This is a genomic window from Thalassolituus sp., from assembly GCF_034111725.1.
Lineage (GTDB): Bacteria > Pseudomonadota > Gammaproteobacteria > Pseudomonadales > Oceanobacteraceae > Thalassolituus.
The window spans coordinates 1-20,643 of the sequence record NZ_JAWUWR010000038.1 but is presented as its reverse complement, the minus strand read 5'-3'; the positions used below and the strand labels follow the sequence as shown (position 1 = coordinate 20,643).

The window sequence follows — 20,643 nt, the reverse complement described above, 5'->3', positions numbered from 1 at the left end:
TGGGGCGCTATCTTGGAATGTGGAATACCAAGTTTGAATAATTTAGGTGGTGGCTAACATGTGATAGCCACCACTACGCGATAGCGGGATTACTTACGCTTTTGATCCGCGGCTTCTTGTCGATACATAATGACGGCAGCAATCAATACTGCAAGGCTTACCACGGCGATCATAATGGTCGCTAACGCATTAATCTGCGGGCTAACACCTAAGCGCACGCTGGAGTACACCACCATTGGCAGAGTGGTTGCGCCAGGGCCAGAAACAAAGCTGGCGATCACTAAGTCATCCATCGACAGGGTGAACGCTAACAGCCAGCCTGCAGCAAGAGCAGGGGCAATCATCGGCAGCGTAATGGTAAAAAATACTTTTAACGGGCGTGCGCCTAAATCCATCGCGGCTTCTTCAATGGATCTATCCATATGTGCCAGTCGACTTTGTACGATGACAGTGACATACGCCATCGAGAAAGTGACGTGGGCAATTAAAATGGTGACCTGCCCACGGCCTTCGGGCCAGCCCGTTAGATCTTCCAAGGCGACAAACAGTAGCAGTAAGGATAAGCCGATAATAATTTCAGGCATTACTAATGGTGCCGTTACCATAATGCCTAAACTCTTATGGCCTCGAGTACCGCGCATACGCACAATAGCAAGTGCGGCAAATGTCCCTAGTACTATGGCTAAGGTGGCATTAAGCGCGGCTATTTTAATACTCAACCATGCAGCATTAAGTAGGGGCGCGTTGTTAACTAACTCCCCATACCACTTAGTGCTAAACCCGCCCCATACGGTGACCAGTCGACTTTCGTTAAACGAATAAATAATCAGGCTGAAAATTGGCAGATACAAAAAAGCATAGCCGCACAGCAATAAAATAATGAGCAGCGGGTAACGAGAGAATAATGCGCGCATCAGCCTTGCTCCTCGTTCGCTCTTTGTTCGTAATGACGCATCACCACAAATGGAATGATTAATACTAACAGCAGAATGGCCGCTAGCGAGGAGGCAACCGGCCAGTCTTTATTGCTAAAAAACTCGGTCCACATGAGTTTACCGATCATTAAAGTATCTGGGCCGCCGAGTAAATCTGGAATGACGAACTCTCCCATCACCGGAATAAATACCAGCATAGAACCCGCCATCACCCCAGGTATAGATTGCGGCAAGGTAATGGTTAAAAACTGACGCCAAGGGCGAGCGCCGAGGTCGGCAGCAGCTTCTAGTAAGGTGTTGTCTAAGCGCACTAATGTGGCGTAAAGAGGTAAGACCAAAAAGGGTAGATAGCTATATACCACGCCAACATAAACTGCGATGGGGGTGTGTAGCATGTGTAACGGCTCATCAATTAGGCCGATCCCGATTAATAATTGATTTAATAAACCATTATCTTTGAGGATGCCGATCCACGCATAAACCCGAATTAAAAAAGACGTCCAAAAGGGAAGAATAATTAGCATTAACAGTGGCATGCGCCAATGTTTTGGAGAAAGCGCAATGGCATAGGCCATCGGGTAACCGATTAATAAACAAATAACGGTTGATACGGCGGCAATGGATAGTGACCCCATCAACGCCGAAAAATAGAGATCGTCTTCTAGCAATAGTAGGTAGTTGCCGAAATTCAGAGTGATCGTCAGCAAGCCATCTTCAAATTCGCGAATCCAATCTTGATAAGGTGGCTGCGCTAGTTGTGGTTCGGATAAACTGATTTTCAAAATAAACAAAAAGGGCAGCACAAAAAATAGCGCCAGCCAAAACCAAGGAATACCGACAATTAAGCGCTGGCCATTGGCTCCAAGCCAGCGTTGCAGCGACATCATCATTGCGTTAACACTCCACAGCTATGGGTATGCCATTTTAGCGAGACTTCTTGTCCCCAAGTTAAAGGCTGTTCCGCTAGTGCCATCACATTAGGCTGAGTAAATTGAATGCGTTTACCACTGGGTAAATCAACGTGGTAAATCGATACGTCACCTAGGTAGGCAATTTCTTGAATAATGCCGCGGATATTATTAGGCGCATTTTCGTATTCGTTAGTTACCGCCACTTTTTCAGGGCGCACAGCAACGGTGACGGCCATACCAATCGACAGAGGCTGACTATGATGAACGCGTAAATCACCACCGGCTTCTTCACTGTGAATTACCACCATATCATTTTCGTGTTCAACCACATGGCCGTTAAATAAATTCACCGAACCAATGAAGTTGGCGGCATAACGAGTAGCCGGGAATTCGTAAATGCGACGCGGATTATCAACTTGCTCAACGCGACCATCATGCAAAAGCGCGATACGCGAAGACATCGTCATGGCTTCTTCTTGATCGTGGGTTACGATAATAAAAGTAATACCGAGGCGTTCTTGTAAGTTTACTAATTCAAACTGAGTGCGCTCGCGTAGCTTTTTATCGAGTGCGCCCAATGGTTCGTCGAGTAACAAAATCTTCGGCTGCTTGGCTAATGCGCGAGCAAGCGCAACACGCTGACGCTGACCACCGGAAAGCTGGTGCGGTTTACGTGTCGCGAGTTTTTCAATTTGCACTAAGGCCATCATTTCAGCGACGCGTTCACGGCGCTCAGCAGAAGAGATGGCTTCTTGTTTTAATCCGTAGGCAATATTTTGCGCGATATTCATATGCGGAAATAACGCATAACTTTGGAACATCATATTCACCGGGCGTTTATAGGGCGGCACATTGGTCATATCTTGGCCGTCAATAATAATTCGGCCACTGGTCGGCGTTTCAAATCCTGCCAGCATGCGCAGCAAGGTAGTTTTACCGCAGCCCGATGCGCCCAATAGAGAGAAAAATTCACCGCGGTGAATATCCAAGCTGATCTCATCGACTGCATAGGTGTCGTCGAATTTTTTCGTTAATTTTTCTATGCGTACAATCGGCTCCTCTTCTGGGGCGGCCCAAGGCTGAGATGAAGTCGGTCGTGTTTGATTCATGAGATTCAAGCTCTAAATGACGCGTCAGTGGCAGACGTCTGAAAATACAACGTACTGTATCTATCGCATATAGCAATAAAGCCTCCACAATCCATTCGGAGTGAGAGGCTTTGGATAGACAGAATGAATTTTAAACCGCTAGTGATTGATTCAATCACTAGCGGTTAGCACGTTCGGCTGTTTTATTTGCCGGTTTTAACACGAGTCCAAGTGCGGGTCATGTTTCGTGCTTCTTTGTCACTTGGTGTTTTCAGCACTAGCAGCTTTTCTTGAGTCGCTGCTGAAGGGTAAACACCAGGGTTGTTACGCACTTCTTCATCAACCAACGGCGTGGCTGCTTTGTTCGCATTGGCGTAAGCAACGTAGTTAGTGATCGGAGCAATCACTTCAGGTGTTAACAAGTAATTGATGAACTTGTTGGCGGCTGCTGGGTTTGGCGCATCCGCAGGAATAGCCATTACGTCCGTCCATACCACGGCACCTTCTTTTGGTACGATGTATTGCACGACAACACCGTTGTCAGCTTCGGCTGCACGATCACGCGCTTGCAGCATATCGCCAGAGTAACCATGTGCTACACAGATATCACCGTTAGCAAGATCGTTGATAGTTTGTGAGCTGTGGAAGTAACGGATACTAGGACGCACAGCCGCGACAGTTGCAGCAGCGGCATCGATCGCTTTTTTGCTGTAGTCGTCGGTTGGCGTCCCCATATAGGCGTTGGCGGCTGCAAAGATTTCGGTTGCGTCGTCCATAAGAGCAACGCCACAGCTTGATAATTTGCTAACAATAGCTGGATCAAACACCAGTGCCCATGTATCCAATGGCATGTCGTCGCCAAGGATCGCTTTCACTTTTGGCTCGTTGTAAGCGATACCGGTTGTGCCCCACATGTAAGGTACTAGGTATTGATTGCCAGCATCAATGTCACTTAATGATTTCACAATCACAGAATCGAGATTGCCATAGTTAGTCAGGGCAGCTTTATCGATTGGTTGATACAACTTGGCTTGAATCGCACGATCAGCAAAAGGACGTGCGGTTGGAAATACTAAATCGTAGCCGCTGCGTCCAGCTAACAGCTTGGCTTCTAATACTTCGTTGGAGTCATAAACATCGTATGTCACCTGAATTCCAGTCGCTGCTTGGAAGTTGGCGATTGTGTCTTCGGCAATATAGTCAGACCAGTTATAAATATGGAGAGATTCTTCGGCACTTACCGCAGAAGTCGCGGTCACAACAGCTGCCGATAGCAGTCCACGGATAAACAGGTTCTTAAGCATGCGTATACTCCAGTTAAAGAAGGTTCGAGACCGATTTCGTTCGGACATCCGAGTTCTGTTAGTTGATTACGAGCTATCCAAGCTGCAATTTGTGTTTATGCCAAAGGCAATCGAGGTCACTAACCTCGGCTTTACTCATTTTAGTGGCGATGATCGCAATATCGTATAAAAAATACAGATAATTGATTTAATCGTCACGATAAACAATGCTGGTGGCTGAGCGCAATGGTTATTAGAACCTACCTGCCGGACTTGCTATGATTCCGCCCTCTTTTTGTGAATGCTGAACGCCTGAATTTATGAGCTCCCCAAACAACAATAGTGGTGCCGATAGTGATAAAAAAGCACCCAAACGTCGCTCGCCAACGGCACAAAAGTCTGCAGCTGCGTCTGCTTCTAACGGTAAGAAATCCGCCACGGTGACGCGTAAAAGTGCGCCTAAGACGACAAAAGCTGCAGCGCCAACGGCTAAAAAGTCACAGGGGACGCCACCACCACCTCCTCCAACAAAGAAAAGCACTCATTGGCGACGCTTGTTTGTCTTGGGCAGTCTCGCGGCGGTTTTGCTGTTTGGAATTTGGCTGGTGTATTTGGATGCCAAAGTACGAGCGGAGTTTGATGGTAAAAAATGGGCATTGCCGGCCAAGGTTTATGCTCGTCCGCTGACGCTCTATCCGGGTAAATCACTTTCTGCGGAGCAATTGCGGGCGGAATTACAGTGGGCTGATTATATCCGTTCAAGTGGTGCTAGTCGGGTCGGTAGTTATGACGAGCGTGGCGAACGTTGGTTTATTTACCGCAGAGCATTTCCATTTTGGGATGGCGCTGAAGTAACACGCCGTCTCACTGTTCGTATTCATGATGGCCATATCACAGAATTAACAGACGGGCAGGGTGACGTTGCCTTGGTTCGTTTAGAGCCACAGTATATTGGTGGCATCTTTCCTGCGCACAACGAAGATCGAGAGCTAATAAAGTTAAGTGAGGCTCCGGCGCAATTAGTTGCCGCTTTGGTTGTTACGGAAGATAAAGCCTACTTTGATCATTGGGGCGTATCTGCGCGCGGCATTGCGCGGGCGATGATGGCGAATATGCGGGCTGGCGGCATGGTGCAGGGCGGCTCTACCCTAACGCAGCAATTGGTTAAGAATTTTTTCTTAACCAGCGAGCGTAGTTTGCAACGTAAAATTCAGGAAGCCCTGATGGCTCTATTATTGGAGCGTCATTACAGCAAAGAAGAAATTTTACAGGCGTACCTTAACGAAGTTTATCTCGGCCAGGCGGGTCGTCGTGCTATTCACGGCTTTGGTTTAGCGTCGCGTTTCTATTTTGGTAAGCCGTTAAATGAATTGCAAACCAGCGAAATTGCCATGCTGGTAGGTCTAGTAAAGGGGGCTTCTTTTTATAATCCGCGTCGTAATCCAGAACGAGCGAAAGAGCGCAGAGATCTCGTGCTAGGGCTAATGGAAGAAAATGGCATCATATCGACCGCCGAACGAATTCGGGCTCAAGGTCAGTCTTTAGAGACTGCCTCGCCACGTCGTGCGGGTCAGCGGGAATATCCGGCATTTTTGGAACTAGCGAAAGATCAGTTGCAGCGCAATTACCGGTTGGCTGATTTGCAAAGCGAAGGTTTGCATATCTTCACCACCTTAGATCCTTGGGTTCAACATGCAGTAGAAGATGCTGCCGCTAATCAGTTATCGCTACTAGAACGCCGCCAGCCAGAGCTGCGCGATCAATTAGAGACTGCTGCCGTGATTACCAGTGTTGATGGTGGTGAAATTCGAGCTTTGCTGGGTTCACGTAAGGCTGAGTTTTTTGGTTTCAATCGTGCTATCGCTGCGCAACGAAGCATTGGCTCGTTAGCAAAGCCAGCGGTGTACTTGGCGGCATTAGAGTCGGGTCGTTATCACTGGGGATCCTTGCTCGACGATGGTCCTGTGACGGTGGCTGGTCCTAGTGAGCAGTTATGGCAGCCGAAAAATTACGATCATCAAAGTCATGGCGAAGTGCCTATGATTGATGCACTGGCGCGCTCATACAACCAAGCGACAGCGCGTTTGGGCATGCAGGTCGGCTTACAAAACGTGGTAGCAGAATTTGCAAAACTTGGTGTAGAGCAACCGCTGCCGCCGTATCCATCGCTTTTGTTGGGTGCAATATCCATGTCGCCTTTAGAGGTAGCGCACATGTATCAAACTATTGCCTCTCAAGGTTTTGTCATGCCGCTGCGTACTATCGAAGCTGTTACCACTGCCAGTGGTGAGACGCTGTCTTCCTATGCAATTCAGGGAGAGCAAGCGTATGACCCGAACATGATTCAATGGTTGCGTTATGGCCTAGAGCAAGTTGCTGAACGGGGTACCGCTAAGGCATTAGGTGAGAGTTTTGGTATTCGTTTAGCCGCTAAAACTGGCACGAGTGATGATCAGCGAGATGCTTGGCTTGCGGGTTTTGATAATCGTCATTTAGGTGTGATCTGGGTTGGCCGTGATGATAATAAGCCAATGCCTTTTACTGGCAGTAGTGCCGCATTACCTATTTGGCGCGATACGTTTAAGCGTGTCGGCGTTGAGCCATTATTGCCTGCGTCAGGGCTCGTGAATGCTGCAGTGGATGAGCGCGGGGTGTTATTAGGTGATAACTGCCGCGGCTCAATTTATCCATTTTTGCCAGAACGACTGGACAGCACGGCCAAGCCCTGTGAAGCTGCTGCGCAAGAATCAAAAGGAAAACGCTCATGGCTCGACTGGTTATTTTAATGGTAATGATGGCAGCATTAGCTGGTTGCAGTAGTGCTATGGTTAAGCCTGAGCAGATGCCAATGACAGTATCTTCATTGCCGACTTGGGATAATGGTCGCTTGGGTTCATTAGCCGAGGGTGAGAATCATCCGGCGGTGGAATCGCTGTTTCAAAAAGCAGAACAAGCGCGTCAGCTCGGTCAGTGGTCTGCGGCACTCACCTATTTAGATCAAGCGCGGCAAATTCAGCCGCGCAATCCTGCCGTGCTTTATCGTCAAGCCTGGGTGTGTTTACAGGTAGGCGATGCTCGCCGAGCACAACAGTTATTGCAGCGTGCAAAGGTGTTTGCTGCTGGCGATTCAAACTTCTTGCAGCGTATTGATGCGTTGTTAGTCGAATAAAAATGGGCGCATCAGCGCCCATTTTTATGTGGTGTTACTTTGCAATCAACTGCGCAATCAATCTAAGCGGAAGCGTGACAGTAAGCCGCGTAAATCATTAGACATAGCCAATAGCTTGCCGGATTTAGTCATGCATCCTGTTGCTTGGGTTAATGCTTCATCGCTGACTTCGCGGATGACAACTAGGTTTGAGTTTACTTCGCTAACCGCAGTGTGCTGTTCATTGATAGCTTGAGCGATTTGTTCATTCATACCGTGCATATTGCCCACCGATACCTTCATCGCCGTAATGTGTTCATCAATTTGAGTGATTTGACTAACACTGCTTTCAACGCCAGTTTGACTGGTTTCCATTGCATTAACGGCTTCTTTTGAGCCTTTTTGTAGGCGCTCAATCATGCGTTGAATTTCTTCAGTACTCTCATGCGTGCGTGATGCCAGTGTTCTTACTTCATCGGCTACCACAGCGAAGCCTCGACCTTGTTCACCAGCGCGCGCTGCTTCAATCGCTGCGTTCAACGCCAATAAGTTGGTTTGCTCGGCAATGCCTTGAATAACCGATAGTACCGAACCAATATTGTTACTTTCACTATCAAGATTTTGAATAACTTCGTTGGCCCTCTGAATATTACTGGCCAATTGTTCAACCGTGCCGCGAGCTTTACGAATGTCGATGCTGCTTTTTTCAGCCACAGAGTTGGCTTCTTCTGCGGCTTCTGCCGCGACTCCTGAGTGGGTATTAATATCACGCATTGAGGCAGTCATTTGAGTGGTTGCTGTGGCAATCATATCGGTTTCATGACTTTGGCGGCGTGCGCCTTCTTCCATCGTTTTAGTCGATACATTGAAATCCTTACCAACGTCGCTAATTTGCAATGATAGTCGATTGGCTTCTTGTACTAATGTATGGAGATTTTCGAAGAAGACGTTAAATACCTTACCGAATTGGCTTTGAGGATTGTCGATTTTGTAAGCCAGATCAACCACATCATCACGTGATATATGCGCTCCTAAGCCAGCAAGTTCCATATTTTGTACGAATTCATGCCAGCTTTTGTGAGCAAGGTACATAAGAATACCACTCTCGACTACCACGAATGCGGCGTGTAGCAAGACGATATTGATCCCTGTGTGATATTCAAAAACATACACAGGAGAGCCATTCTCTTGTAAATAGTTAAACAGTAAATGGTGGACCGCAATGGTGAGTGCGCCTGCTAATATTGCTATGACATCGCGGTAGTAAAGTAGCGCTGCGAGTAAAGCAAAAATACTGAAATGCATTTCTATTAGCCCATGGCCTTGATGTATCTGCAACGCCGAAAATATCATCAGTGAAATGGCGTAGCTAACACGGCTGATGCGCTGCCCTGGCATGGCCTTGCTAATGATTAACGGAATGATGAACGCCGGTAAGCCAACCACAAACACTTCTATCCAAGTGTTATGCCAGTTAGCGAGTAGCACTGAAACAAGTAAGAGGCCTGCGGTTAGCTTTGTAAAAAAAGCGTCCGCCTCAATATAGAAGTCGCGGCGAAGATCATTCATGAAGAACCTACAAAAGTTGGAGTCGTTTACTTGAGTTTAGCTCCGTATTTCTACTCTGCAGAACATTCATAGATATTTACATTAGAGATAATAGTAAAGAGGTGCTAGTTATTTACGTAATGATATGGAACCTGAATAAATCATAACGCAGGTATTGGCAAAGCCTAGGGGAATAAGCCATTGCATGGGGATTACTTTGGCGAAATAGAAAGCCATTAAACCAATCCATACTAGTGCAGGCACGACATTGATTCGTTTTGCGTTGCCTTTCGACGCTGCAATAAGCCAAGCAATGGCTGCGAAACACCCCAATAAAAGAAGGGCATTATCCAGTAGTACTAAATTATGCGAACGTTGCATTAAGACATAGATGACGCAGATGACGAGTAAAATCCGCCCCCAAATCACTCTATCCCAGCGCAGTAACTCGGCATCGACATAGCTTGTGTTTTGTAATCCTTGCACCGCAGCGACCAGTAGTAATAATGGAAATGCGGCGTATTGGCAGAGCGAAGCTAATAAATAAGTGGCTTCAGTCGAGCTAAACGCGGGTACTGCCAGTGTGAGTAGCTCCCAAGTGCTTGCGCACGAGCCAACAAGCGCTGAGCAAAACAAAGCGGCCTGTTCGCCGCTCCATCCTGTGCGAGGTCGAGCTAGCCAAGCAAGTGCGAGGCTAGCAATCAGAAGTACAACAGCGCTCATCAAGAATGAGCGACAAGCTGTGCCATTACACGATCCGCAGCGGCAATCGTATCGTCGATGTCTTGTTCGGTGTGAGCAATCGACATAAAGCCTGCCTCAAATGATGAGGGGGCTAGGTACACCCCTTCTTTTAACATGCCATGGAAAAAGGCATTAAAGCGCGCGCCATCGCAGTGATCGGCCACGTCTCTAAAGGTGTTCACCTCATTGAGTTCAGTAAAGAACAAACCAAACATAGAACCCGCACTGTTATGAGTAAAAGGAATGCCGTGCTTATCGGCAACCGCTTTAAAACCATTCAGCATTTGTTGCACGCGCGCAGTGAGCTGATCGTAGAAGCCCGGTTTTTGGATGGCGCGCAACATGGCCAAACCTGCTGCCATTGCCAATGGGTTACCGGACAGCGTACCCGCCTGATAAACCGGGCCAAGTGGCGCTAGGTATTCCATAATTTCACGCTTGCCGCCAAAAGCACCAACCGGTAAGCCGCCACCGATCACTTTGCCGAGGCAAGTCATATCGGGAATGATGTCGTAGTAGGATTGGGCGCCACCTAAGGCAACGCGGAAGCCACTCATCACTTCGTCAAAAATCAGCACGATGCCGTGCACCGTGCACAACTCACGTAAGCCCTGTAAAAAAGACTTACTTGGTGGAATACAATTCATGTTGCCGGCGACAGGTTCGATAATCACGCAGGCAATTTCATCCGCCATTTGCGCGAAGCATTCTTTGACGCTATCGAGATTGTTGTAATCCAGAGTGATGGTATTGGCAGCCACCGCCGCAGGAACCCCCGGCGAAGTGGGAACGCCTAGCGTCAGCATACCTGAACCGGCTTTTACCAGCAGTGAGTCGGCGTGGCCATGGTAGCAACCTTCAAATTTCACCAACTTGTCGCGCCCAGTAAAACCACGTGCCAAACGAATCGCACTCATGGTGGCTTCCGTACCTGAGTTGACCATGCGTACCATATCCATCGATGGTAGCAATTTGCAGACTTCTTCTGCCATCTCAATTTCGATAGCCGTCGGTGCACCAAAGCTGAGGCCTTTGTCCATGCGTGCACGTACGGCATCTAAAATTTCATCAGCGCTATGGCCCAAGATCATCGGTCCCCAGCTGCCAACATAATCAATGTAGCGGTTACCGTCAGCATCAAATACATAAGCGCCTTTCGCGTGATCGAAGAAGATAGGTGTGCCACCTACGCCTTTAAAGGCACGTACTGGAGAGTTAACGCCGCCAGGAATATGTTTCTGTGCTTGGGCGAATAGGGCTTCTGACTGGGTGATGGAATAACTCATAACACTCTCTTTTTCAGTAAATTCAGAACGGCTTAACGACGACCAAAATAACAATGGCAATCAGCATAAATACGGGGATTTCGTTGAACCAACGGTAGAACACATGGCTGCGTTGGTTTTTATCATCACGGAATATGGTGAGCAGATGGCCGCAATAAAAATGATACACAATTAATAGGGCGACCAAAGCGAGCTTGGCATGCATCCAATGACTTTCGATAAAATAGTAACGTGGGCTGTAGCTGATGAGCCAAGCGCCCAACGCTAAAACAACAATCATCGACGGCGTCATAATGCCGCGATACAGCTTTCGCTCCATAATTTTGAAACGCTCGCGCGAGATGGTATCTTCAGCGGCTGCATGATAAACAAACAAGCGCGGCAAATAGAAAATCGCCGCAAACCATGTAATGACCGCAATAATATGAAAGGCTTTAACCCAGAGCATGTGTGATTTGCTGCCTTATATAGGTGCCTTCGCCGCATCGTCTGCTGGCTTTGGGCGGTAGTGGTAATAATTGTCGATGTCTTCGCGCGATACTACGCCACTGCAGTGCCCGAAGCGTTCATCGCGATAAACCGCGAGCCATTGTAATTGACTTGACTGCATTAGGTCTAAGGCATCCTGTAAATTCGCCTTTAAAGAAATCCGACCTACCGCTTGGCGTTTTGCGGGAATAGTGACGAGATCAATGGATTCAGCCTCAGGATCCGCAGTTAAGGCTTCGACCAAAGCGGCTGGTGGAACCAATAATTCTTCTTCCGCCAGCAATAACCAGTCAGGGTCTCGCTGCAGCACAAACCCAGCGGCTTCGCGGCCTAGTTTACGTTCAACCTTAACCACAGATTGCTGCATAGCTTCAACTACCCAAGTGTTACGCAGCATTTGCTGTACAGGATCGGGTGCTCGATACAAACGATTACCGCCGAGTTGTACATGAAAAACTGATGGCAAACGAAAAACTTCATTAACGACTAAACTAGCAATAACGATCGCCAGCATACCGGGCATGATGATATTTGGGTTGGCGGTAAGCTCGAGCAAGGCAACCAAAGCCGCTAATGGCGCACGAAGTACGGCTCCCATTAATGCTCCCATGCCGAGCATGGCATAGAAACCAACAGAAATTGGATATTCAGGGAACCACCACGCTGATAATTGCCCCATTAGACCGCCAAGTGCCGCGCCGATAAATAGCGTCGGGCCAATAATCCCTGCGGGAAATGCCACACCAGCAGCCCATGCGGCTAGAAGTAATTTTGCAGCTAATAAAAGTAGTACGGTGGAGATTACGACCTCGCCAGCTAAGGTCGCGTTTACTGTGTCATAACCGATACCTAAAACTTCCGGTAAATAAATACTAATTCCGGCAGTCGCCAGAGTCAGACTCCCCCAGCGTAACCAAAGCGGCAGGTTGCTTAATTTCTGAAAAATCTTCACACCGTAAATAAAACCGGTAGACACTAATCCAGCTGCCAGTCCCAATAACAGAATGTAGGGAATTTCCCATAGAGAATGCAGATTGAGTGCAGGAACATTGAACGCGGTTTCATGGCCGAAAACAGCGCGACTAACGATAGCACCGGTAACCGAAGCCAAAATAATCGGAATAAAGCCGCGAATGCTGTACTCCAACAACACTACTTCCATGGCGAAAATTACGCCAGCCATCGGTGTGTTAAATGAAGCTGAAATGGCACTCGCGACACCGCAGCCCGCTAGAATACGTAATCTGTGGTGAGCTAATCCCGCTCGTTGACCAATTAAACTCGCCGTACCTGCGCCCATGTGAATGGCGGGGCCTTCACGGCCAACGCTGTGACCGCTAACAATGGCAATGACCGCAGCCACCCATTGCAGAATTAAATTGCTTCTGGGTAAGTAGCCTTGATGGCGTTCCATGTGTTGTAAAACGTGTGTGACGCCAACACCCCGCTTATTCGGTTTGACACAATAAAAGAGGGCGATCAGTAATACGCCACCGCCAAGTAGCAGAGCTATACGCCAATTAACGGGTAAAGTTTCGTAAGCCTCCGGCGATGTCATAGGTAACCATGACACTAACGGTAGTTCGATCGCGAGGCGAAACAAAGTAATAACGGCGCCGCTCAATAGCCCAGATAGCAGCGCTAGCCCTGCTAAACCAATCTGGTTATCGGAGAGGGAAATGAGGTTCAGCCAATATTGCCGTAGTCGGTTCACGCGAGTCCTTATGCTGGTGGAGGTGTGAACTGAGGGTAAGAACCGCTATTATAAGCACCTTTCAAAAATACTGCTGCATTTGTAGCCAATATCAACGTGTGAGGTGATCTTGTGATCAAAGTCGGAATCGTCGGCGGAACCGGTTACACCGGAGTCGAGTTACTGAGAATTCTCGTAAACCATCCCGATGTGTCGTTAGAGGTGATTACCTCACGTAGCGAAGATGGCTTGCGCGTTGATGAAATGTTTCCGAACTTGCGCGGTCATACCGATCTTAAATTTAGCGTGCCGGATGCGAAAACACTGGGCGATTGCGATGTTGTATTTTTCGCCACTCCGCATGGTGTTGCTCATGCTTTAGCCGAAGAAGTATTAAATGCCGGTGCGCGTGTGATCGACCTATCGGCTGACTTCCGGATTGCCGATGCTGATGAATGGGAAAAATGGTACAAGCAGCCTCATGGTGCGCGTGAATTATTACCAGAAGCGGTTTATGGCCTGCCAGAAGTGAATCGTGAGCAAATTAAAACGGCGCGTTTAATTGCGGTACCGGGATGTTATCCAACATCGGTGCAATTAGGTTTTATTCCATTACTGGAAAAAGGCCTGTTAGAGCCTCAAATGTTGATCGCCGATTGTAAGTCTGCGGTACGCGGGGCGGGGCGGGGCGCAAGTGTAGGAACATTATTGTGCGAAAGTAGTGAGTCGATGAACGCTTACGCAGTTGCTGGACACCGCCACTTGCCAGAAATTCGGCAGGGGTTGTCGCGAGCAGCAGGTGGCAAAGCCATTGAATTGACCTTTGTGCCACATCTAACACCTATGATTCGTGGAATTCATTCTACACTGTATGCGCGGATTCCAAACTTGGAAGTGGATCTACAAGCGCTGTTCGAGGCTCGTTATGCCGATGAACCATTTGTCGATGTAATGCCTGCTGGTAGCCATCCGGCAACGCGCAGCGTGAAGGGAAGCAATACCTGTCGTTTAGCGATTCATTATCACAAAGACACCGGTCAACTGATTATTTTGTCGGTGATCGATAACTTAGTGAAAGGCGCTTCCGGTCAAGCCGTACAAAACATGAATATTATGTTCGGGTTGGATGAAGATGCAGGCCTACGTCAGGTCGCATTAATGCCCTGATCCTCCCGATGATCTGAACCCCGAGGAGCAGAAGTATGTCCGTAGTAAAGGGCAGCCGTCAGGATAATCTAGTCATAGATCATCGACGACGTGGACACAGACTGCGCAGCATTCTGTATTTAATAATTCTTATTGCAATTGTTAGTGCTGGTGGATATCTGGGCGGCTATTACGATAGCCGCTCTCAGATTCAACAACTATCGGTGCAAAAGCAATTTCTAGAACACAATCTCAGTCAGGCTGAAGAAACCATTCTTAATCTTAGTCAGCGCGTTAGCGTCCTAGAGAAGGGTGGTGAAGTTGATCGCAAAGCGGCTGAAAGTTTTCGCCAAACGGTCCGCGAACTCAATGCTGATGTTGCTCGGTTAGAACAAGAGGTTGGTTTCTATAAAGGTATTATGGCGCCGGGTTCTACTGATCGTGGTTTGCGCGTTAGTAAAATTGATATTCAGGCCGCTGAATCACCACAGCGTTTTCGTTATGCCATTATGCTAACGCAAGTAGTCGACAACAGCGCTCACATTGAAGGTCAGGCAGCAATCAATATTGTTGGCCAAATAGATGGCAAAACTACAGTACTGCCATTGCGCGATGTTGATAGCACCATTGATGGTCTCGGCATTAAGTTCCGTTTCCGTTATTTCCAAGAAGTAAAAGGTGAACTCACGCTCCCCGATGGCTTTGTGCCTGAGCAGATGCAAGTAGTTCTGCAATCCAGTGGTAATAAGCCTCAACGCGTCGAAGAAACGCAGCAGTGGTTCATGCAAGGAGAAACCCATGTTCAGCAGTAAAGACAAGAGCGATGTTCGCTACGACACATTGATCTCAGCAAAGACCGAGATCCATGGTGACGTGATATTAACCGGCGGATTACACATCGATGGCTTGGTAAAAGGTAACTTAATTGCTGAAGCTGGCTCGGGTGCTACCGTGCGAGTGAGTGAGAAGGGGCGGGTTGAAGGCCAGATTACAGCGCCAAATATTATTATCAATGGCGAGGTGATCGGTGATGTTCATGCCTCGGAGTATATCGAGCTGGCGAAAAAAGCTCGGGTAAAAGGTGATGTGTATTATCAAGCAATGGAAATGGTCTTAGGAGCTCAAGTAAATGGGCAACTGCATCATTCTCAAGACAAAGCATCTACGTCAGCTAAGTCGCAGCCTGCTCACAAGACAGCGCCCGACAACGATGCTAAAGTTGACTAGTTTAGTCGGAAAAGCCGATAATCATTCTTCATCCTACGGTTGAGAGACTCATGAACAGCGTACAGCAAGCCATTCCATTCGAATTAACTGTAACAGCCGAAGATAAAATACGTAATCTGTTGGCAGAAGAGGCGGATGAGGAATTGTGTTTACGAGTATTCGTTACGGGTGGCGGCTGTTCGGGCTTTCAATACGGTTTTACCTTTGATGATGATCGAGCTGAAGACGATACCTTGATTGCAAAGTCAGGCGTTCGTGTAGTCATCGATTCTCTTAGTTATGGGTATTTGGTCGGCTCAGTTTTAGACTACAAAGAGGGTTTAGAGGGTTCGCGTTTCAGCGTCGAAAATCCAAGTGCTACCTCAACTTGTGGTTGCGGGTCATCATTTTCGGTTTGAGTAAAATTAAGTGAACGGAGTAAGTATGCGTTATCCCTTTATGGCCATAGGTTTGCTGCTTGCTTCGTATTCAATGGCGGAGGGTGTTGCACAAACAGTGATTGCTGAAGCAGAAGCAATGCAGCCTTACATTGAACCAGCGGTTTCTGTTACTTCTGCAACCGGGCGTTATCAGGCGTTTATCCAGCGCCATAATGCAGAAGAGCTGTTCGACTTATTGCAGCGCGCAGAAAAAATCGCTAGCGGCCAACTCGAATACAACACACAAGAACCGATTCCTTTAGTTTTGACCGGTGAAGAAATTGAGCTGTTCAAACGAGCAAATTATCGAGATAACAAGTCTTTGGTTGATATGGCGGCACGCTTAGAAGCCTTCAATATCATCGATATCAAAGTTTGTTCTCGTTGGCTTGGAGACCGCGGTATCGAAATGACCGACCTTCCGCCTTTCATTGATAGCGTAGTATCGGGTGAGTTTGAAGTTGAACGACTACAAAAAGCGGGTTATGCCCTGTTTTAAAAAGCCTAATTTAGGCCTTGTAAATCCCTCCTAGAATTCGCTCACCAGCGGCACCAGTAACGCTCGGAATATTTCCTGAAAGACCATTTATCGTGCGCCAGCCTAGCCATGCAAATGCCATGGCTTCCATCCAATCAGGATCAATATCGATTTCGCTTGTGCTTTCTATTTTGTGTGTTGGCATTGCGAGCGAGAGGCGATGCATCAAGTTGGCATTGTGAACCCCACCACCGCAAATCATTACGTGACGGCAGTTTTGCGCAAAATGAATGACTGCTAAAGCAATGGAGCGAGCGGTGAACTCGGTTAGCGTGGCGGCAATATCTTCAGGGCAGTAATTGCTGAGTTCGCCAAGCGACATTAAGTTAAATAACTCGCGTCCGGTACTCTTTGGGGCGGGAGCTGAGAAGTATGGATGCGCCAACCATTGCTCTAAGAGACCTTCAATGATCTGGCCGCTGGCTGCTTTATTGCCACCTTGATCACAGACGGTATTCCAGTTTTGCAGGCACCATTCATCCATAAGCGCATTTCCTGGGCCGGTGTCGAAACCAATGAGAACATCATCGACAACCGTGATATTGGCAATACCACCGATATTGACCACGGCACATGGAGCCAGCTGCCTTAATGCGAATTGATGAAAGGCTGGAACGAGAGGAGCGCCTTGCCCGCCTGCTGCGATATCGCGACGGCGAAAATCGGCAACACAATCAATTCGACAATGCTCAGCAATGTATGAAGGATTTCCTAGTTGCCAGCTAAATCCATTTGGCTGAGCTTGATGGCGCAAAGTGTGGCCGTGACTACCGATAACCATGACATCCTCGGCTTTAATATCGGCTTTTTTTAACAGTGCCTGCACCGCACTGACGGCATAGCTAGCTAGTTGTTGATCAAGCGTTGCGATGTCGTTAACTAATAGATGCTCTGATAACGCGATATCGCGCAAACGACGCGTAACGTCGTAGGGATAGTTCAGACATATGGCATCAACAAGCTTGATGCTATCATCGCTAATGTCTACCAAGCATGCATCCATGCCATCGGCACTTGTTCCTGACATTAAGCCAATACACAAAGCCATTAGAATGGTCCGCTCTTATCACTACTTTGGAAATTATCCAGCCAGCCCATTAGTGTTTTTGATCGCTCTACAAAGGCTGATTTATCGTTATTAGCAATTGAATCTGCTTTTGGCAGCTGAATACGTAACGAGTCCCGGTGGACGCCATCGACTAAAAATTCATAGTGCAGGTGAGGGCCGGTCGCTAAGCCGGTCATACCAACATAGCCGATAATTTGACCTTGTTTAACATAGCGACCAACTCGCACGTTACGGCCAAACTTACTTAAATGGGCGTAAATGGTTTTATAACGCTGACCGTGTTGAATGATCACAACGTTACCGTATCCACCCTTACGCCCAGCGTGAATAACTTTACCATCACCAGCCGCTTTAATCGGTGTTCCCGTTGGCGCTGCATAGTCAGTGCCTTTGTGGGCACGAATGGTGTTTAGCACTGGGTGTTTACGATTAAGATTGAAGCGAGAGCTTATGCGGGCAAAATCAATAGGGTTGCGCAAAAAGGCCTTGCGCATGCTCAGCCCTTCGGGTGTGTAGTAGTTAGTATTGCCTTCTTCATCTTTGTATCTAACAGCGGTAAGTTCACGGCCTTGATTTATAAAGCGCGCGATTAAAATATCGCCATCGTTGATCTTGTTGCCGTCTAGTTGTACCTCTTCATAGACCAAACTAATGGTATCGCCTTTGCGAATGTCTAAAGCAAAGTCGATATCCCAGCCGAAGATGTTGGCTAGTTGATATAAGACTTGATCAGGAATGCCAGCGCGTCCACCGTCGAGAAAGAGTGAATTATCTATTACTGCATGGGCAAAACGAGGAATGAAGTCAGCATCGCGCTGTAGTAGTTCATACTGCAGTTTGCCTTCTGCATCGCGAGTAATACTGTGCTTCGCAAGAGGGCTGATATCTATTTCTAGGTGAGTGATGTGGTTATCTGCGGTACGGACCCAATGAAGAATCTGTCCTGGACGTAAAGTAATGACCTCACGCGGGACTGCAGCTGCAATATCAATAACATCGACAGCACTTAAATTATGTCGCCCAAAAACCACCGACAAGCTATCACCGGATTTAACTTTGTCCTCCTCCCAGTCCAACCGCGGAGTATCCGGCATGGGCTCTTCACTTGGCTCAGGCAGCTCAATAACGTAGTTCTGCTGAGTGATATTGGATTCGGGAGTCGGCCATGCGGCGACGACAATTACTAAAAACACAACCAGCGCCGCAGCGAAAATATGTCTGGCTGGAAAATACTGTAGTGGGCCTTGCAACGCCATGATGAAACAGGTGTCCTTATTCAGCTTCTCTTCTATATAGCCGGCAAGTGTAAACAATCCGTCGGCAATTTACTCGGTGAACTTGATTTTGAATCGTGATCAGGTATGTTCAGCACCCTCTGACAACCGAAAGCGATGAGAATCTCCCCATGACTGCAACATTAATTGCCGATCTCAAAGCCCGTGGTCTCCTGAATCAGGCGACAGCGGACGAGGAACTAATAAGCCATCTTGATTCTGGTTGTCGCACACTCTATTGCGGTTTTGATCCTACGGCTGACAGCTTACACATTGGTAGTCTAGTACCTTTATTGGCGCTGAAGCGTTTTCAGCAAGCTGGCCACAAGCCGATCGCACTAGTAGGTGGTGCTACTGGTTTGATTGGTGATCCAAGCTTCAAGGCCCAAGAGCGCAAGTTAAATACGCCGGACATCGTTGCTAACTGGGTTGATAAATTAAAAGCACAAGTGAGTCGCTTCATCGATTTTAATGACAGTGCATCAGGTGCAGATGTAGTAAACAACCTCGATTGGGTTGGTCAAATGACAGTGCTCGATTTTCTACGTGATGTCGGTAAGCACTTCTCTGTAAATAATATGATTCAAAAAGAATCAGTGAAGCAGCGTATTGATCGTGAAGGTGCCGGTATATCCTTTACCGAGTTTACCTACATGTTGCTGCAATCTTACGACTTTGCTGAGCTGGCCGAGCGCCGCGATTGTACTATTCAAATTGGTGGTTCTGACCAGTGGGGCAATATTGTTGGTGGTGTCGATCTAGCTCGCCGCATGTATAGCAAGCAAACGTTTGGTATCACACTACCTCTAGTGACTAAATCTGACGGAACAAAGTTTGGCAAAACGGAAAGCGGTACTATCTGGCTTGATGCGACAAAAACATCACCATATGCTTTCTATCAGTTTTGGCTGAATACCGCAGATGCTGACGCTTATAAGTTTTTACGTTATTTCACCTTTTTGCCAATTGCCGACATCGAAGCAATTGAAGCATCGGATGCTGAAATACAAGGGCGCAAAACGGCACAACCAATATTGGCTGATGAGGTCACTCGTTTAGTTCATGGTGATGAAGCACTGAACTCCGCAAAGCGTATAACTGAAGCTTTATTCTCTGGCGATGTTACTAAGCTTAGTGAAGTTGAACTCGAGCAAATCAAACTAGATGGCTTGCCTTCTGGTTATCTGGTCTTAGAAGGGCTGGATGCAATTCCGATGACAACGCTATTAACTGATTGCGGTATGGTAAAAGCTGGTCGAGAAGTAAAAGATGCTCTTGGCCGTAATGCCGTTCTCGTTAACGGTAGGGCACAAGGTGCTGACGACAATATGAAATGCGCAGACATTTTTACTGCGGAAAAAGCTCTGTATGGTCGATTCTTTATTGTGCGCTTGGGTAAGAAAAAGTATCACCTGTTTGAAATTTCAAAATAATTAAAAACAGTTGTTGACGGCGCATTTGAAGTCTCTATAATGCGCACCTCTTGAGACAGACAAGCGGTGTTGAAACCCTTGAAAACTTAAGAAAAACAAAGGGTTGACATTGAGTTCTAGCAACATATAATGCGCCCCGATCTGAACAAGAAGACAATGTCTGACGGTCAGAAAGAAAAACGGTTGACATTGAAAAGAACTTCTTTAAAATGCGCAGCCCGCTTCGATAGAAACGAAGTGTCGTTCTTTAACAAAGTATTTAGACAATTATGTGTGGGTGCTTACTGAGATGTTCTGGAGACAGAAGATCATCAAGTAAGAACTCGTCGATAATTCATTTATGAAGCAAAGACAGTTTTATTCTTGAGCAAGATTTAAGATTGGACATTCCTCCAATCGAAACACTTTAAAC

At 47.4% G+C, this 20,643-nt stretch carries 20 protein-coding genes; 9 read left to right on the top strand and 11 right to left on the bottom strand.

Annotation, left to right across the window (positions count from 1 at the left end; all coding sequences use genetic code 11):
• Positions 1–89: 89 nt before the first annotated feature.
• The 4 genes from UXZ23_RS05610 to UXZ23_RS05595 all read right to left on the bottom strand — a co-directional run bounded on the left by UXZ23_RS05610 (position 90) and on the right by UXZ23_RS05595 (position 4,238).
• On the bottom strand, positions 90–914 hold the full coding sequence (locus UXZ23_RS05610) for an ABC transporter permease subunit (protein WP_025264569.1): 825 nt from the start codon (positions 912–914) through the stop codon (positions 90–92).
• Positions 914–1,825 (bottom strand): ABC transporter permease subunit, encoded by a 912-nt coding sequence (locus UXZ23_RS05605; RefSeq protein WP_320819647.1) that lies wholly within the window; start codon positions 1,823–1,825, stop codon positions 914–916. Before UXZ23_RS05605 ends, UXZ23_RS05610 begins: the two co-directional genes overlap by 1 nt.
• Positions 1,822–2,955 (bottom strand): ABC transporter ATP-binding protein, encoded by a 1,134-nt coding sequence (locus UXZ23_RS05600; RefSeq protein WP_320819646.1) that lies wholly within the window; start codon positions 2,953–2,955, stop codon positions 1,822–1,824. Before UXZ23_RS05600 ends, UXZ23_RS05605 begins: the two co-directional genes overlap by 4 nt.
• Positions 2,956–3,137: 182 nt before the next feature.
• Positions 3,138–4,238, bottom strand: a complete 1,101-nt coding sequence (locus UXZ23_RS05595) for an extracellular solute-binding protein (RefSeq protein ID WP_320819645.1) — start codon at positions 4,236–4,238, stop codon at positions 3,138–3,140.
• On the opposite strand from UXZ23_RS05595, the gene UXZ23_RS05590 reads away from it, so the two are divergent.
• The 3 genes from UXZ23_RS05590 to UXZ23_RS05580 all read left to right on the top strand — a co-directional run bounded on the left by UXZ23_RS05590 (position 4,237) and on the right by UXZ23_RS05580 (position 7,386).
• A complete protein-coding gene (locus UXZ23_RS05590) occupies positions 4,237–4,407 on the top strand; it encodes a hypothetical protein (protein ID WP_320819644.1) in 171 nt (56 codons plus the stop codon). The genes UXZ23_RS05595 and UXZ23_RS05590 overlap by 2 nt on opposite strands.
• Positions 4,408–4,537: 130 nt before the next feature.
• Complete coding sequence (gene mrcB, locus UXZ23_RS05585) at positions 4,538–7,003, top strand: penicillin-binding protein 1B (protein ID WP_320819643.1); 2,466 nt, start codon at positions 4,538–4,540, stop codon at positions 7,001–7,003.
• The gene (locus tag UXZ23_RS05580) at positions 6,982–7,386 is read left to right on the top strand and encodes a tetratricopeptide repeat protein (protein WP_320819642.1); all 405 of its coding nucleotides are present in this window, start codon (positions 6,982–6,984) and stop codon (positions 7,384–7,386) included. Before mrcB ends, UXZ23_RS05580 begins: the two co-directional genes overlap by 22 nt.
• A gap of 57 nt (positions 7,387–7,443) precedes the next feature.
• On the opposite strand, the gene UXZ23_RS05575 is transcribed toward UXZ23_RS05580, so the two are convergent.
• The 5 genes from UXZ23_RS05575 to UXZ23_RS05555 form a co-directional block, all read right to left on the bottom strand.
• On the bottom strand, positions 7,444–8,934 hold the full coding sequence (locus UXZ23_RS05575; protein WP_320819641.1) for a methyl-accepting chemotaxis protein: 1,491 nt from the start codon (positions 8,932–8,934) through the stop codon (positions 7,444–7,446).
• Positions 8,935–9,042: 108 nt separating this feature from the next.
• The gene (locus tag UXZ23_RS05570; protein ID WP_320819640.1) at positions 9,043–9,636 is read right to left on the bottom strand and encodes a hypothetical protein; all 594 of its coding nucleotides are present in this window, start codon (positions 9,634–9,636) and stop codon (positions 9,043–9,045) included.
• A complete protein-coding gene (hemL, locus tag UXZ23_RS05565; protein WP_320819639.1) occupies positions 9,636–10,943 on the bottom strand; it encodes a glutamate-1-semialdehyde 2,1-aminomutase in 1,308 nt (435 codons plus the stop codon). The genes UXZ23_RS05570 and hemL overlap by 1 nt, the downstream gene beginning before the upstream one ends.
• A gap of 22 nt (positions 10,944–10,965) precedes the next feature.
• On the bottom strand, positions 10,966–11,391 hold the full coding sequence (gene hemJ, locus UXZ23_RS05560) for a protoporphyrinogen oxidase HemJ (protein WP_320819638.1): 426 nt from the start codon (positions 11,389–11,391) through the stop codon (positions 10,966–10,968).
• A gap of 15 nt (positions 11,392–11,406) precedes the next feature.
• The gene (locus UXZ23_RS05555; protein WP_320819637.1) at positions 11,407–13,146 is read right to left on the bottom strand and encodes a chloride channel protein; all 1,740 of its coding nucleotides are present in this window, start codon (positions 13,144–13,146) and stop codon (positions 11,407–11,409) included.
• A 111-nt stretch (positions 13,147–13,257) separates the two neighbouring features.
• On the opposite strand from UXZ23_RS05555, the gene argC reads away from it, so the two are divergent.
• The 5 genes from argC to UXZ23_RS05530 are packed head-to-tail and all read left to right on the top strand — an operon-like array spanning position 13,258 to position 16,416.
• Positions 13,258–14,292, top strand: a complete 1,035-nt coding sequence (gene argC / locus UXZ23_RS05550) for an N-acetyl-gamma-glutamyl-phosphate reductase (RefSeq protein ID WP_320819636.1) — start codon at positions 13,258–13,260, stop codon at positions 14,290–14,292.
• Between the two features lie 35 nt (positions 14,293–14,327).
• Positions 14,328–15,083 carry a DUF6776 family protein gene (locus UXZ23_RS05545; RefSeq protein WP_225666371.1) on the top strand — a complete coding sequence of 252 codons (756 nt, stop codon included), beginning with the start codon at positions 14,328–14,330 and terminating at the stop codon, positions 15,081–15,083.
• Positions 15,070–15,498, top strand: a complete 429-nt coding sequence (locus UXZ23_RS05540) for a polymer-forming cytoskeletal protein (RefSeq protein ID WP_320819635.1) — start codon at positions 15,070–15,072, stop codon at positions 15,496–15,498. Before UXZ23_RS05545 ends, UXZ23_RS05540 begins: the two co-directional genes overlap by 14 nt.
• Before the next feature lie 50 nt (positions 15,499–15,548).
• The gene (gene erpA / locus UXZ23_RS05535; RefSeq protein WP_320819634.1) at positions 15,549–15,896 is read left to right on the top strand and encodes an iron-sulfur cluster insertion protein ErpA; all 348 of its coding nucleotides are present in this window, start codon (positions 15,549–15,551) and stop codon (positions 15,894–15,896) included.
• A gap of 25 nt (positions 15,897–15,921) precedes the next feature.
• Complete coding sequence (locus tag UXZ23_RS05530; protein ID WP_320819633.1) at positions 15,922–16,416, top strand: hypothetical protein; 495 nt, start codon at positions 15,922–15,924, stop codon at positions 16,414–16,416.
• Positions 16,417–16,426: 10 nt separating this feature from the next.
• On the opposite strand, the gene UXZ23_RS05525 is transcribed toward UXZ23_RS05530, so the two are convergent.
• Positions 16,427–17,503, bottom strand: coding sequence for an anhydro-N-acetylmuramic acid kinase (locus UXZ23_RS05525; protein WP_320819632.1), 1,077 nt, complete (start codon positions 17,501–17,503; stop codon positions 16,427–16,429).
• Complete coding sequence (locus UXZ23_RS05520) at positions 17,503–18,780, bottom strand: OapA family protein (protein WP_320819631.1); 1,278 nt, start codon at positions 18,778–18,780, stop codon at positions 17,503–17,505. Before UXZ23_RS05520 ends, UXZ23_RS05525 begins: the two co-directional genes overlap by 1 nt.
• A gap of 149 nt (positions 18,781–18,929) precedes the next feature.
• Between UXZ23_RS05520 and tyrS the strand changes: the two genes are divergently transcribed.
• Positions 18,930–20,231 carry a tyrosine--tRNA ligase gene (tyrS, locus tag UXZ23_RS05515; RefSeq protein WP_320819630.1) on the top strand — a complete coding sequence of 434 codons (1,302 nt, stop codon included), beginning with the start codon at positions 18,930–18,932 and terminating at the stop codon, positions 20,229–20,231.
• The last annotated feature ends 412 nt before the right edge of the window (positions 20,232–20,643 follow it).

Bases quoted from the DNA above. Each gene is read 5' to 3' on its own strand.
- UXZ23_RS05610 (WP_025264569.1), bottom strand. From the start codon at position 914: ATGCGCGCATTATTCTCTCGTTACCCGCTGCTCATTATTTTATTGCTG.
- UXZ23_RS05605 (WP_320819647.1), bottom strand. From the start codon at position 1,825: ATGATGATGTCGCTGCAACGCTGGCTTGGAGCCAATGGCCAGCGCTTA.
- UXZ23_RS05600 (WP_320819646.1), bottom strand. From the start codon at position 2,955: ATGAATCAAACACGACCGACTTCATCTCAGCCTTGGGCCGCCCCAGAA.
- UXZ23_RS05590 (WP_320819644.1), top strand. From the start codon at position 4,237: ATGCGTATACTCCAGTTAAAGAAGGTTCGAGACCGATTTCGTTCGGAC.
- UXZ23_RS05595 (WP_320819645.1), bottom strand. From the start codon at position 4,238: ATGCTTAAGAACCTGTTTATCCGTGGACTGCTATCGGCAGCTGTTGTG.
- mrcB (WP_320819643.1), top strand. From the start codon at position 4,538: ATGAGCTCCCCAAACAACAATAGTGGTGCCGATAGTGATAAAAAAGCA.
- UXZ23_RS05580 (WP_320819642.1), top strand. From the start codon at position 6,982: ATGGCTCGACTGGTTATTTTAATGGTAATGATGGCAGCATTAGCTGGT.
- UXZ23_RS05575 (WP_320819641.1), bottom strand. From the start codon at position 8,934: ATGAATGATCTTCGCCGCGACTTCTATATTGAGGCGGACGCTTTTTTT.
- UXZ23_RS05570 (WP_320819640.1), bottom strand. From the start codon at position 9,636: ATGAGCGCTGTTGTACTTCTGATTGCTAGCCTCGCACTTGCTTGGCTA.
- hemL (WP_320819639.1), bottom strand. From the start codon at position 10,943: ATGAGTTATTCCATCACCCAGTCAGAAGCCCTATTCGCCCAAGCACAG.
- hemJ (WP_320819638.1), bottom strand. From the start codon at position 11,391: ATGCTCTGGGTTAAAGCCTTTCATATTATTGCGGTCATTACATGGTTT.
- UXZ23_RS05545 (WP_225666371.1), top strand. From the start codon at position 14,328: ATGTCCGTAGTAAAGGGCAGCCGTCAGGATAATCTAGTCATAGATCAT.
- UXZ23_RS05540 (WP_320819635.1), top strand. From the start codon at position 15,070: ATGTTCAGCAGTAAAGACAAGAGCGATGTTCGCTACGACACATTGATC.
- erpA (WP_320819634.1), top strand. From the start codon at position 15,549: ATGAACAGCGTACAGCAAGCCATTCCATTCGAATTAACTGTAACAGCC.
- UXZ23_RS05530 (WP_320819633.1), top strand. From the start codon at position 15,922: ATGCGTTATCCCTTTATGGCCATAGGTTTGCTGCTTGCTTCGTATTCA.
- UXZ23_RS05525 (WP_320819632.1), bottom strand. From the start codon at position 17,503: ATGGCTTTGTGTATTGGCTTAATGTCAGGAACAAGTGCCGATGGCATG.
- UXZ23_RS05520 (WP_320819631.1), bottom strand. From the start codon at position 18,780: ATGGCGTTGCAAGGCCCACTACAGTATTTTCCAGCCAGACATATTTTC.
- tyrS (WP_320819630.1), top strand. From the start codon at position 18,930: ATGACTGCAACATTAATTGCCGATCTCAAAGCCCGTGGTCTCCTGAAT.